The 12,749-nt window shown below is 72.7% G+C and carries 13 protein-coding genes; 5 read left to right on the forward strand and 8 right to left on the reverse strand.

Annotated features, from left to right (window positions below; all coding sequences use genetic code 11):
- Positions 1-103 precede the first annotated feature (103 nt).
- A complete protein-coding gene (locus tag AB0C33_RS08140; protein ID WP_352327185.1) occupies positions 104-337 on the forward strand; it encodes a DUF397 domain-containing protein in 234 nt (77 codons plus the stop codon).
- Positions 338-362: 25 nt separating this feature from the next.
- On the opposite strand, the gene AB0C33_RS08145 is transcribed toward AB0C33_RS08140, so the two are convergent.
- Positions 363-995 (reverse strand): maleylpyruvate isomerase N-terminal domain-containing protein, encoded by a 633-nt coding sequence (locus AB0C33_RS08145; protein ID WP_358284841.1) that lies wholly within the window; start codon positions 993-995, stop codon positions 363-365.
- 83 nt (positions 996-1,078) lie between these two features.
- Here AB0C33_RS08145 and AB0C33_RS08150 point away from each other — a divergent pair, with 83 nt between their 5' ends.
- Positions 1,079-1,708, forward strand: a complete 630-nt coding sequence (locus AB0C33_RS08150) for a TetR/AcrR family transcriptional regulator (protein WP_358284842.1) — start codon at positions 1,079-1,081, stop codon at positions 1,706-1,708.
- A gap of 36 nt (positions 1,709-1,744) precedes the next feature.
- On the opposite strand, the gene AB0C33_RS08155 is transcribed toward AB0C33_RS08150, so the two are convergent.
- From AB0C33_RS08155 to AB0C33_RS08180, 6 genes are all read right to left on the reverse strand, one after another.
- Positions 1,745-2,542 (reverse strand): alpha/beta hydrolase, encoded by a 798-nt coding sequence (locus tag AB0C33_RS08155; RefSeq protein WP_358284843.1) that lies wholly within the window; start codon positions 2,540-2,542, stop codon positions 1,745-1,747.
- Positions 2,543-2,609: 67 nt separating this feature from the next.
- Positions 2,610-3,830 (reverse strand): esterase-like activity of phytase family protein, encoded by a 1,221-nt coding sequence (locus tag AB0C33_RS08160; protein WP_358284845.1) that lies wholly within the window; start codon positions 3,828-3,830, stop codon positions 2,610-2,612.
- A gap of 327 nt (positions 3,831-4,157) precedes the next feature.
- The gene (locus AB0C33_RS08165) at positions 4,158-4,469 is read right to left on the reverse strand and encodes a WhiB family transcriptional regulator (protein ID WP_125634885.1); all 312 of its coding nucleotides are present in this window, start codon (positions 4,467-4,469) and stop codon (positions 4,158-4,160) included.
- A 100-nt stretch (positions 4,470-4,569) separates the two neighbouring features.
- Positions 4,570-5,439, reverse strand: coding sequence for a sucrase ferredoxin (locus tag AB0C33_RS08170; RefSeq protein ID WP_358284847.1), 870 nt, complete (start codon positions 5,437-5,439; stop codon positions 4,570-4,572).
- Between the two features lie 111 nt (positions 5,440-5,550).
- A complete protein-coding gene (locus tag AB0C33_RS08175; RefSeq protein ID WP_358284849.1) occupies positions 5,551-7,041 on the reverse strand; it encodes a glycerol-3-phosphate dehydrogenase/oxidase in 1,491 nt (496 codons plus the stop codon).
- Positions 7,034-7,543, reverse strand: coding sequence for a helix-turn-helix domain-containing protein (locus AB0C33_RS08180; RefSeq protein WP_352363842.1), 510 nt, complete (start codon positions 7,541-7,543; stop codon positions 7,034-7,036). Before AB0C33_RS08180 ends, AB0C33_RS08175 begins: the two co-directional genes overlap by 8 nt.
- Positions 7,544-7,574: 31 nt before the next feature.
- On the opposite strand from AB0C33_RS08180, the gene AB0C33_RS08185 reads away from it, so the two are divergent.
- Positions 7,575-9,149, forward strand: coding sequence for an FAD-binding oxidoreductase (locus AB0C33_RS08185; RefSeq protein ID WP_358285972.1), 1,575 nt, complete (start codon positions 7,575-7,577; stop codon positions 9,147-9,149).
- Here the strand turns inward: AB0C33_RS08185 and AB0C33_RS08190 are convergent.
- Complete coding sequence (locus AB0C33_RS08190; protein WP_358284852.1) at positions 9,128-9,538, reverse strand: hypothetical protein; 411 nt, start codon at positions 9,536-9,538, stop codon at positions 9,128-9,130. The genes AB0C33_RS08185 and AB0C33_RS08190 overlap by 22 nt on opposite strands.
- 129 nt (positions 9,539-9,667) lie before the next feature.
- Here AB0C33_RS08190 and AB0C33_RS08195 point away from each other — a divergent pair, with 129 nt between their 5' ends.
- Complete coding sequence (locus AB0C33_RS08195) at positions 9,668-11,155, forward strand: metallophosphoesterase (RefSeq protein WP_358284855.1); 1,488 nt, start codon at positions 9,668-9,670, stop codon at positions 11,153-11,155.
- 15 nt (positions 11,156-11,170) lie between these two features.
- Positions 11,171-12,745: a bifunctional 3'-5' exonuclease/DNA polymerase gene (locus tag AB0C33_RS08200; RefSeq protein WP_358284857.1), complete on the forward strand. Its 1,575-nt coding sequence runs from the start codon at positions 11,171-11,173 to the stop codon at positions 12,743-12,745.
- Positions 12,746-12,749 lie beyond the last annotated feature (4 nt).

A 12,749-nucleotide genomic window follows, 5' to 3' on the forward strand; every position in this document is an offset into this window, starting at 1 on the left:
GTCGGATTTTTGGTCATCCGGTATATGGAGTCTGTCGTGCTGTCGTATGGTCAGCGCAAACGCGGATGCACGTGCATCCGTAAGATCGCTAGGAGCTTCCCCCATGCACGAGTTCCGGAACGGAACGCCCGCCGGTCACCTCCCCGTCGTGTGGCGCAAGAGCAGGCGAAGCAATCCCAACGGCAACTGCGTCGAGGTCGCGGGCCTGCCCACGGGTGAGATCGCCATGCGCAACTCCCGGTTCCCCGACGGCCCCGCGCTGGTCTACACGCAGGCCGAGATCAGCGCGTTCGTCCTGGGGGCCAAGGACGGCGAGTTCGACGACCTGATCGTCTGAGCACCCGGTCTGATCCCCCGTCTGATCAGCGGGGTTCGTTGTACCAGCGCCACCGGGTCAGGCGCGGCCGTCCGGGCAGCTCGCCGCGGCCGGTCGCCCACAGCAGCGTGGCCCAGGGGGCGGTGTCCACGGGGACGTCGGGGAACAGGCGGGCCAGCACCCGCGAGCACAGGTCGGCGGGCGGCTCCCAGGCCAGTCCCAGCCCCTCGGACACGTCGTGCATATGCACGAGCGTTTCCACCAGGCCCATCGCGGCGGTCGCCGACGCGTCCGCCATGCCGAAGATGTGATGACCGCGCGCCTGCGGCGGCGCGGTGCGGACCATGGCCGACAGCAGCGCGCCGGAGGTCTGGAGCACCTGCAGCAGCCCGGTGGGCCCGGCCGCGCGGTCGGCGTGGATGGTGTTGTTGGGGCCGCCGGGCCTGCGCCGCTCCAGCACGAAGGGCACGTACGTGTCCAGCGGCGGCACGCTGAGCCCGAGCTGGGCGGCGTAGGCGAACAGGTCGTCGGCGAGGTGCTCGACGGTCTCCCAGCAGGTCCACTCCAGTGAGCCCGCCTTCGCCTCCCACGCCTGCGGCGGCGCGTCCCGCAGCGTGTCGACGGCGAGGGCGACGGCCTGGTCGAGGTCGTCCGCGGTCACGAGCGCTGAATCCGGCATGCAGGGCACCTTATCGCCGTCCGCTTCGTGCGCCCGCGTGTAGGGTCGTCACGATCCGCACGTCCGGACGGGAGCCGTACCGCATGACCGAGCCCGAAGACCTCACCGCGCGCGCCCGCATCAGGGAGGCGGCGCTGCTGCACTTCGGCGAGCACGGCTTCGAGGGGGCCACGACCCGCGCCATCGCCGGGACCGCCGGGGTGTCCCCGGGGCTGCTGCGCCACCATTACGGCTCCAAGCAGGCGTTGCGCGAGGCGTGCGACGAACACCTGATCAGGCTCGTCCGGCGGATCGACGACGACGTCCGCGCCGGCGCCGTGCCCGCCGGGCGCAACCCCGTGGCCGCGGCGCTCGACGCGCTGGCGCCCTACCGGCTGTACGTGGCGCGGGCGCTGGCCGAGGGCTGGGCGGCGCCGCTGTTCGACGGCATCGCCGAGCTGAGCGAGCGGTGGCTGGCGGAGCTCGACGAGACCCGCACCGACGAGCCGTTCGCCGGGCGCAGGGCGCGCGCGACCGTGTCCACGGCCATGTCGCTGTCGGTCGGCGTGCTGCACAAGCACGTCTCCCGCGGCCTCGGCGTGGACGTGTTCAGCCCCGAGGGCGCCCACCTGCTCGCGCTCACCCTGCTCGACCTCTACTCCCACCCCCTGCTGACCCCGGAGGCGGCGGCGGAGCTCCGCGACGCCCTCGGCAAACCCCCCGGAAGCGAATGATCCCGCTCAGGATCGTTTCATTCTGGACGGATCCGCTCAGGACAGGAAGTCCGTCAGCGTCGGCAGCAGCGCCTCCGGCCGGCCGAGCACGCCGTGGTCCTCGCCGGGCAGCACCACGTGCCGGGCGCCCGGCACGGCGTCGGCGACGGCCCGCACGGCGTCCAGCATCCACTTCGGGGACTGGTCGCCGCCGATCGCCAGGGTGGGCACGGTGATGCCGTACAGCCGCTCGACCGGCAGTGACTGCCCCGGACCGCACACGGCGGCGTCGTAGGCGAGCGTGTGCGCCAGGCTGGTGAACCAGCCCCACACGGGCTCCGACCGCATGCCCGCCACCACCTCCGCGGGCACGTCGGCGCCCTCGGTCAGGAACAGCGCCACGGCCTCGTCGCGGCGATCGCCCTCGACGAGGGCGCGCAGCCGCTCGGCGAAGTCGCCGCCGGGCGCGGTGCGCGCGCCGTCCACGACGTACGGCGGCTCGTAGACGGCCAGGCGGGCGATCGGCAGCCCGTACGCGGCGGCCTCCAGCGCGAGGATGGCGCCGGAGGAGTGGCCGAAGACGCTCGCCGAGCCGCCCGCGTGCTCGATCAGCGCGGCGAGGTCCTCGATCTCGCGCTCGACGGCGTAGGCGGGCGCGTCGCCGCTGCCGCCCCGGCCGCGGCGGTCGTGGGCGATCGCGTGGAAACCGGGGGCGAGCGCGGCGGCGAGGGCGGCGACGGTGGTGCGGTCGTTGAAGGCGCCGCCCACCAGGATCACCGGGTGGCCCTCGCCGCTGCTCTCGAACGCGATGCGGGTGCCGTCGGCCGAGGTGACGGTCTGAACCGTGGACTGCATGTCGAACTCCTTCTGCGGGCTCTTGTCAGCAGGAGGTCGGAGCCGTCCCACGCTTCTCTACATGCTTCTACCGGAGAATTCGCGGATCGGCCTGAAGGCCGCGCGAGAGCCGGACGGTGATGAACTCGTTGTCGTCGGGACGGCCCGGCGTGCGGCCGCTGGAGAAGGGGAAGTTGTTGTCGTCCAGCAGGCCCAGGGTGCGGTCGTCGAGGACGACGACGTCCTCGATGGTCTGGAACGGGAACCGGAACGTGCCGGGCGCGCCGCCGAGGCCGCGCGGGTCGGCCAGGTCGAGCAGGTCGGCCACCTGCGTCTTGTCCAGGGCGCCGTCGTGGTCGCGGTCGCGCGTGTCGGCCAGGTAGACGCGCTTGACCTTGGCCGCGTCGCCCTGGAGGTTGTCCCGCTCGATGATCAGGAATCGGTTCGCGTCCACGGCGACGGCGTCGCCGATGGAGTGCGCGGGGTCCTCCAGCCGGTACGTCCACGTGCGCCCGGTGTATGCGCGCTTGCGCAGGTCGAACTCGTTCATCCGCAGAGTGCCCGCGGGGTCGCCGTTCACCGTGCCTTCGAGCAGCGGGTAGAGCCGGCGGCCGTCCACCGACCTGGCCATGCCCTCGAAGCCCTTGGAGCTGGCCAGATTGGGCTGGGCGCCGTTCAGCCAGGGGTTCTCGGGGGCCTTGACGCCGGGCAGCTCGATCGGGGCGTCGAGCAGCCGGCCCTTGCGGTCGAAGTGCAGCAGGAACGGCCCGAACTCGTCGCCGATCCAGTACGTGCCGTCGGTCGCGCGCACGATCGACTCGACGTCGAAGTCGGAGCCCGTCAGCGTACGGTCCTGGCGGGTCAGGGCGAACGGGACGAGCCCCCGCGGGTCGGTCAGGTTGAAGCCGCCGAGCACCTCGACCGTCCTGGCGGCGAAGTCCGGCTTGACGCGGTGCACGCGCAGGAGGAAGTCGGCGCTGTTGGCCTTGTTGCCGAAGCCGTTGTCGGACAGCACGTCGAAGGTGCCGTCGTGGCGGCGGGCGATGCCGCTGAAGCCCTGCACGGGCTGGCCGGGGAAGGGCGGGGTGACGCCGTTGACCGGCGCGGCGCCGAGGAGGGAGCCCGACGGCTCGCTGCCGGGCACGTAGGTCTGCGCGGGCAGCGCGGCGAAGCCGGTCAGCGTGGCGCGGCCGAACGCGGCGGGTCCGCGGTCGCCGGGCCGGGCGGGGTCGGCCAGGGCGGCGGTGGCCGGGGCGGCGAGGGCGAGCGCCAGGGCCGCCGCGCACGTCAGGGTGGTGATGCGTCTCATGGCGGGCACGCTAGAGGCGGCACATGACGGCATTCCGAACAGGAGACGACCTTCAGGGACGCTCGCGGAGGAATCGGACACGCGAGAGCCCGGTTATCTACGTACATGCCCGGACGAAAGGCGCGCACGACGGGAAACGCGACGACCACCCCTGCCCTGGGTCGGGCGGGGGTGGCCGGGCGATGCTTTGTGCGGGATGACGATCTCGGGCCTGATCAGGCAGTTGCCCCGACCGGGTTCGCCAGAGCCTGGACATGGAAGGCCAGGCTCCGGTTCATCGGGACAACTGAGTGATCACGCGATGATCGTTGATGCTGCCGAGGTGTGTCAGGCGGCGGAGATGCCGGCGCTGGCGGCGCGGCGCATGCGACGGCGACGCTCGCTGGCGCGCTCGTCCTCGTTGAGACCGCCCCACGTGCCGTACTTCTCCGGCCGGGACAGCGCGTAGTCTAGGCACTCGTTGCGGACAGGGCACCCGGCGCAGATCGCCTTGGCCTTCCGCTCACGTACGTCACGCTCGGGCTGCCGCTCCCCGTCGGGGCCGAAGAAGAGCACGAGATCCTCACCCCGGCACGCGGCATCATCCTGCCAACCCCAGCTGGGGCGCGGGCGGGCGAGCTGCCGACGTACCTGAGACATGAGAAAACCACCTTCGTGAGAGGTATTTCGGTAATTGAGCCGCATTGGACGCTTTTGGCGTCACTGTTCCAACGCAAGGACGGGCCGTGATGTTCCCTAGTCAGGCGAGGGCGGGCGTGGCGTACCGCACAGGCGTGAGCCTGTCCAGCGAAACCAGCCGGTAGGTGGTGATCGTCTCGGCGCAAGCCGTACCACACGGCGCTGTGAACGCCGATGGCTCAACCACAACCTGGAACCGGACGTCTCCGCAGCGCACGACTGCTTCGGTGACGTCGCCGTCCGACCTGGAGGATTCCACGGCCACTGCGCCGACGGAGCACTCTCCCGTATGGGCTCGGGCAAAATGCTCGACGGCTTGCAATGGCTCAGGGATGCCTGCGCGCCCCCGGAGACGGTCGAGAATGATCTCGCCCGACCGGTACGCGTTAGCCGCTGCCAGTGCAGCAGCCTGAGACATGCTGCCGTAGAAAATTCCGTGTGGCAAGCACACGAGGTTGGCGGCGTAGCGATCGCCGCCAACGTGTGACGTTTCCCACACTCTGTCCGGCAAAGATTCGGCCAGCGACCGAGCGAGGGGTAGTCCAATGCGGGCGCAGCACGCATTGCGCTTGGCGTGCGTGCAGACCAGAAATACCGGCTCGTCTTCAAGTATGCAGGACTCCGGGAGCACTCCGGCCACGAAGGCGTCCAGGTCAAGATCGTCCGGACCTGCGACGACGCCGCCGGCCAACCAGGGGCGGTCGCCCGCCGCGTAGGCCAATAGCACACGGATCCCCTGGTCCCGCTGGCGGGTTCGCTTGCCCGGCCGCCTGATGAGCTGGGGCCTGATACCGCGTTCGAGCGCTCTGCGCACGAGTTCGGAGATTTCTTCAGGAAGTTGCAAGCTTTCCAGGTGGGAGGGCCACGGCCCGGCGTACTCGACGAGCAGCCAGAGCCTGGCTCCCACGGTGGCGCTGGCCAGGGTGGGCATGGCTCCCGTGTGGCAGCCCGCCGGATGCTCGCATCCCCTCGCCAACGCCTCCCCCTTCCCGAAGAATTAGGTAAGGATAACCTAACGCATCGGCGGGGTTCGGGGCCGGGGTCACCTGGTCCCGAGCACGTCGCGTGTCGCGGGCAGCGCCCGGTCGCGGTCGGCGGCGACCAGGCCGATCCTGGTCCTGCGGTCCAGCAGGTCGGCCTCGTCGAGCGCGCCCTCGTGCCGGACCGACCAGAGCAGGTCGCCCTTGGTCAGGCCGAGCCCGACCTCCTCGGGGTGGGCCTTGACCAGCTCGTACGCCGCCGCGGCCTCGCTGCCGTACCGCTCGGCCAGCCGGGGCGGCACCCCGTCCGGCTGCGGGCCCGCGCCGACCAGGGGGATGTGCTTCGTCCGGCTCGGTCCGGCGCTGAGGTCTTTGAGGGAGACAGCCCGGTCGATGGCGTCCTCGGCCATTCGCCGGTATGTGGTGAGTTTGCCCCCGACGACCGTGACCACGCCGCCGTCCGACAGCACCGCGTGCCGGCGCGAGAGGTCCGCCGTGCGGCCGTCCGCGGCCAGGAGCGGCCTCAGGCCCGCGTACGCGCCCGCGACCGCCTCAGGGGTCACCGGAGCCTCCAGAATGCCGTTCAGCACCTCCAGGAGCGCCGTGACGTCCTCGGCGGGCACCTCGGGGACGTCGGGCACCGGCCCGTCCAGCGGCTCGTCGGTCAGTCCGACGTAGACGCGGCCGTCGCCCTGGGGGAGTACGAGCGCGAATCGGTTGCTCTCTCCGGGAATGGGCACGTGCATGCCGGCGATCAGCCCCGGCAGCGTCCCGGCGTCGAGCACGAGATGGCTGCCCCGGGACGGCCGCAGCCGCACCGCCGGGTCGAGCTGCCCGGCCCACACGCCCGTCGCGTTGACCACCGCTCTGGCCCGGATGGTGAACCGCTCGCCGGTCAGCTCGTCGCGCACCTCGGCGCCCTCGTCCGTGAGCCGCAGGGCGCGGCAGCGGGTCAGGACGCGGGCGCCGTGCCCGGCGGCGGTCCTGGCCAGCGCCACGACCAGGCGGGCGTCGTCGAGCAGCCGGCCGTCCCACGACAGCAGGCCGCCGCGCAGGCCGTCGCGCGCCAGCACCGGCGCGAGCGTGTGGGCGCGCGCCGCGCCGAGCCGCGTGGGGCCGGGCAGCAGGCGGCGCGGCGTGCGCGCCGCGGTCCGCAGCCCGTCGCCGAGCCGGTAGCCGGTCATCACCAGGGCGGCCTGCCGAGGGGAGACCGCCGGCGTCAGCGGCAGCAGGTACGGATGGGCCTTGACCAGGTGCGGAGCCGTCGTCCTGAGCAGGATGCCGCGCTCGACCGCGCTCTCGTAGGCCACGTCCACCTGGCCCTTGGCCAGGTAGCGCAGCCCGCCGTGGACCATCTTGGAGCTCCACCTCGACGTGCCGAAGGCCAGGTCGTGCGCGTCGACCGCCGCTACGCTCAACCCGCGGGAGGCGGCGTCGAGGGCCGCGCCGGCTCCCGTCGCGCCGAGCCCCACCACCAGCACGTCCAGCCGCCGCCCGTCGGCGACCACGCCCAGTTCGTACGTCCTTCTGCGGGCGTTCAGCGAGCTATCCAAGGTAGGCCTCCAGCAGGGCGGCGAGTTCGGCGTCCAGGTCGTCGAGCGTCACGGGGTCGAGCATCGTGGGGGCCGACAGCAGGAACGACTGGGCGACCAGCAGCACGGCCCGCGCCCTGGCCGGCCCGCCGACGGCCGGCTCCAGCAGGGCCAGCACCGCCTCGTGGCTCGCCCCCCGCCGGTCCAGCAGGTACGGCAGCAGCAGCTCGGGGTCCGCCTCCACGATCTTGCGCCAGAGCGGGTGCCCGCGCAGCCCGCGCACGCCCGCCACGATCGCGGGCACCGGATCGGACAGGTCGAGCCCCGACACGACCGCGACCCACTCCCGCGTCATCAGGTCCGCGACCAGCGAGCGCACGTCCGGCCAGCGGCGGTAGATCGTCATCCGCGACACGCCCGCCCGCCTGGCCACGTCCGTGAGCGTGGTCCTGCGCACGCCGTAGGCCAGCACGCAGGCGCGGGCCGCGTCCAGCACACCCTCATTGTGACGGTTCGACGTCATGTGTCACAGTGTATGCGTGACCGGTGAACCCATGCTGTGGTGTGGCTGGGGCGACCCCGCCAAGGCCCGCGAGCTGCCCGAACAGATCCGCAAGCTGCTGCACGACCTGCTCGGCGTGCGCGCGCCCGAGACCCCGGCCGCCGCCATCGAGGAGGTCCGGCTGCCGCCGGTCGCGCTGCCCGAGCCGGTGCTGGCCGCGCTCGCGGCCGTCACCGGGCCCGCGCACGTGCTGACCTCCCACGAGGCCAGGCTCCGGCACACGCGCGGCAAGTCCACGCCCGACCTGCTGCGGATGCGCGCGGGAGACGGCTCCGACGCTCCCGACGCGGTCGTGCTGCCCGGCTCGCACGAGGAGGTGGAGGAGCTGCTGCGGCTGTGCGCGGCCGAGCGGGTCGCGGTCGTGCCGTTCGGCGGCGGCACCTCCGTCGTCGGCGGGCTCGTGGCCGCGCGGGCCGGCTTCACCGGCGTGATCGCGCTCGACCTGGGCCGGCTCGACCGGCTGCGCTCGGTGGACGCCGAGTCGATGGTGGCCGACTTCGAGCCGGGCGTGCGCGCCCCCGAAGCCGAGCGGCTGCTCGCCGAGCACGGCCTCACGCTGGGGCACTTCCCCCAGTCCTTCGAGTACGCCACCCTCGGCGGCTTCGCCGCGGCCCGCTCCAGCGGCCAGGCCTCGGCCGGGTACGGGCGCTTCGACGACATGGTCGTCGGCCTCACCCTGGCGACGCCGTCCGGGACGCTGGAGCTGGGCCGCGCGCCCAAGTCCGCGGCCGGGCCCGATCTGCGCCAGCTCGTCCTGGGCTCGGAGGGGGCGTTCGGCGTCATCACGTCGCTGCGCCTGCGGGTGCGCAGGCGGCCGGCCGAGCGCCGCTACGAGGGCTGGCGGTTCGAGTCGTTCCGAGCGGGGACGGCCGCCGTGCGGTCACTCGCCCAGGAAGGCCCGCTTCCCACCGTGCTGCGGCTCTCCGACGAGACCGAGACCATGATCGGCCTGGCCCGGCCGGACGCGATCGGCGGCGGCGGCTCCGGCTGCCTGGTGATCCTCGGCGTCGAGGGCGACTGGATCGGCCACCGGCACGCCGCGGCCGCCGCGGTCCTGGCCCGGCACGGCGGCGAGCCGCTGGGGCCCGAGCCCGGCCAGGCGTGGGAGCACGGCCGCTTCTCCGCGCCGTACCTGCGCGACTCGCTGCTCGGCGCGGGCGCCACCGTGGAGACCCTGGAGACGGCCGGGTTCTGGTCGAACCTGCCGCGCCTGTACGACGCCGTCCGGCTGGCCCTGCTCGGCGCGCTCGGCTCGCCGCTGGTCATGTGCCACGTCTCGCACGTGTACGAGACCGGCGCCTCGCTGTACTTCACTGTCGTGACCCCGCAGCAGGGCGACCCGGTCGAGCAGTGGGAGCGGGCCAAGGAGGCGGTGAACGCGGCGATCGTCGAGGCCGGCGGGACGATCTCGCACCACCACGGGGTGGGCCGCGACCACCGGGACGCCTACGGCGCGGAGCTGGGCCCGCTGGGCGTGGGCGTGCTCCAGGCCGTCAAGGACCGGCTGGACCCGGCGGGGATCCTCAACCCGGGGGTGCTGGTCCCTCAGTCGCCGCCGGGGATCTGATCGGCCTCCGCCAGCGTCTCGGCGGCGTCGCTGTAGCGGTGGAGGGCCTCGTACGCCTCGGCCAGCCGGTAGAGGGAGACCGCGAGGTGGCCGCCGTCCAGCCCGCGGCTGAGCGCCACGGCCTCCTGCGCCATGGGCAGCGCCTCGGTGGCGCGGGAGCGGTCGAGCAGCAGCCTGGCCGTGGTGCGCAGGCAGTGGGCCAGCAGGCCGGTGTGCTCGGCGGGGGAGCGGGCGGCCAGCGCCCGGCTCTGGGCGACGGCCTCGAGCGCCCGGTCGACGCCCCGGCCGCCCCGGCGGGGGAGGGTGAGGGCGTAGGCGAGTAACGCCTGCACGGCCGCCGCGTCGGGGCGGCCCATCCTGGTCGCGTCGTCCGGGCCGTTCCGGTTCATGGGAGCCCACCTCCGCGTCCCAAGGGCTTGCTTGGGGACGTGAGGTTACACCATGCCGCACCATCTGTGTTTCCGGGAGTACGGAGCGTGGAGTGTGCGCGAATGGTGGATGCCGGTAAAGATGTGGTCATGGTGGAAGTCGCGGCCGAGCGCGGGAAGCAGCATTCGTCACGGGTGTCGGAGGCGGGGGCCGGCTGGTCCTGTGCGCAACCGGGGACGTTCGCCCAGCTCAGACCGGACAAGGGCGGATTCACCTGGCTGAATTTACGCACGCTCTGGTTGTCCAGGAACGAGATCCTGGCGACCTTGTTCGGTGATCCTTCGGGGGAGGTGCGGAAACGGTGGATCGCGGCTCAGGAAGCCCGCGGGATAGATCCGGAATTTCGCATCAAGCCCGGCGTCGGGGGAAATTTCAATTTCCTGATTCTGGGCGACACCGGCGAGGGCGACGCCTCCCAGTACGCCGTCGTCCCCGGGATGCTGAGGCTCGGGCAGGACACCTCGTTCGCGGTCATCGCCAGCGACGTCATCTACCCGACGGGGTCGGGCAACGAGTACGGGAACAAGTTCTTCCGCCCGTACAAGGACTACGAGGCGCCGATCTACGCGATCCCCGGCAACCACGACTGGTACGACGGGCTCGGCGGCTTCATGCGGGTCTTCTGCGACGCCCCGCCGCTCAAGCCGAAGCCGGACCGCGGGCTGCGCGGGCTGCTGTGGCGCAGGCCGGAGACGATCGACGAGGGCAGGCTGGCCGAGGCGCGCGAGCTCCGGGGACGGCCGGCACAGCAGGCCGCGCAGCCGGCGCCGTACTGGGCGATCGAGAGCGACAGCCTGCTGGTCGTGGGTGTGGACACCGGCATCAAGAACGTGATCGACAAGGCCCAGACGGCCTGGCTGCGCCGCGTCTCGCTCGACCCGCGGCCGAAGATCCTGGTGACCGGGAAGCCCATCTACACCGGCAACGTGCACAAGCCGTCACCGCTGGAGGAAGGCGGCACGATCGATGACATCGTGCGCGACCCGGCCCACCGGTACGTCGCGGCCATCGGCGGAGACGTGCACAACTACCAGCGCTATCCGGTCAAGGTGGGCGACCGGGTGATCCAGTACATCGTGACCGGCGGCGGCGGCGCCTTCATGCACGCCACCCACATCATCGGCAGGGTGGACGTCGCCGGCGTGGCCGAGGACGACTTCAAGTGCTACCCGCTGCGCGGCGACTCGCTGTCCTTCTACAGCCAGCTCTACGCCCGCCGCCTGCGGATGAAGTGGCTCTGCCTCACCCCCGACGAGGCGGTGTGCATCATGTCCAGCCGGATCGGCAACCGTCCGGCCCGGCCGGTCGAGGGCGCGGTCACGGTGACCCGGCGGATGCGCTGGGCGGCGCGGCTGCTCGGCGCCTGGCCGTGGCCGTTCAGGCTGCCGGTGGACAAGGTGTTCCACCGCTTCCTGTCGGAGCTGTCCGACTGGGACCAGCCGCCGTTCTTCAAGCAGTTCCTGCACGTGTCGGTCACGCCCGACCGGCTGACCCTGCGCTGTTTCGCCGCCACCGGCTGCCTGGAGCAGGAGCTCCGGCCGCCGTTGGAGGACGAGGTGCACATCGATTTGTCGTAGCCGTTTGGCACCCTTATGTGCGTGTATGTCGTGGTAGCGGGGGAGACGGTGCTCCCCGTCGGAGGAACGGCCCGGCGCGCGGCCGACCCGGCGTCCGCGGTGCGGGAGCTGGAGTCCGGGGGCGGGCCGCGGTGGGTCTGGGCCGACACGCGGGAGACGTACCCTCAGCTGCTGGAGCAGGGCGTGCGGGTCGCGCGCTGCCACGACCTCGCGCTCACCGAGGGGTTGCTGCTCGCCCACGAGGGCCGCTACGGCGAGCCGCGCTCGGCGCGGGCCGCCCACGCCCGGCTGCACGGCCTGCCGGTGCCCGACGACCAGCCCAGCGTGCCCGGCACGTTGTTCGCGCCGGAGCCGCTGGGTGCCGAGGCGGTGGCCGAGGTGCTGGCCGACCAGCTCCGCCGGATCGAGGCGCTGCCCGAGCCCGGCCGCTTCCGGCTGCTGGTCGCCGCCGAGTCCGCGGGCGCGCTGGTCGCGGCCGAGATGTCGCACGAGGGCATGCCCTGGCGCCTGGACGTGCACGACGCGCTGCTCACCGACCTGCTCGGCCCGCGGCCCGTGCACGGCATGCGCCCGGCCAAGCTGCAGGCGCTGGCCGACGAGGTGGCGGCGGCCTTCGGGCGGCCGGTCAACCCCGACTCGGTGCAGCAGCTGGTCAAGGCGTTCAAGGGGGCGGGGGTGGCGCTGAAGACGACCCGGTCGTGGGAGCTGAAGAAGATCGACCATCCCGCCGTCGCGCCGCTGCTGGCCTACAAGGAGCTGGCCCGGCTCTACAGCTTCCACGGCTGGGTGTGGGCCGATCAGTGGGTGCGCGGCGGGCGCTTCCGGCCCGAGTACGTCGTCGGCGGCGTGGTGTCCGGCCGGTGGGCGACCAGTGGCGGCGGCGCGCTGCAGATCCCCAAGGTGATGCGCCGGGTCGTGGTGGCCGACGCGGGATGGACGCTGGTCGTCGCCGACGCGGCCCAGCTGGAGCCGAGGGTGCTGGCCGCGATGGCCGGCGACGGCGGGCTGGCCAGGGCGGCGGGGGAGATCGACCTGTACTCGGCGCTGGCCCAGTCGTTCGGCGGCGAGCGCGGGAACGCCAAGATCGCCATGCTGTCCGCCATGTACGGCGGCACCAGCGGCGACGCCTCCAAGCTGCTGGCCGTCATGCGCCAGCGCTTCCCCAAGGCGTACCAGTTCGTGGAGGACGCGGCCAAGGCCGGGGAGGAGGGGCGGCTGGTGCGGTCGTGGCTCGGGCGGACCAGCCCGCCGCCGTCCGGGCGGTGGAAGGAGCTGGTGTCCGGCCCGGAGGGCGGCCGGGCGGCCCGCGACCGGGGCAGGTTCACCAGGAACTTCGTGGTGCAGGGCACGGCCGCCGAATGGGCGCTGGCGCTGCTGGCGGTGCTGCGCGGGCTGCTGCCCGAGCCCGCCAGGCTGGTGTTCTTCCAGCACGACGAGGTCATGGTGCACTGCCCGCTGGAGCAGGCCGAGGAGGTCACCGCGGCGGTGACGGCGGCGGCCGCGGAGGCGAGCAGGCTGCTGTTCGGCTCGACCCCGGTGCGCTTCCCGATGGAGACGGTGGCCGTGGGGTGCTACGCCGACGCCAAGTGACCGT

Source organism: Nonomuraea sp. NPDC048881, assembly GCF_040649795.1.
In the GTDB taxonomy this organism is placed as follows: domain Bacteria; phylum Actinomycetota; class Actinomycetes; order Streptosporangiales; family Streptosporangiaceae; genus Nonomuraea.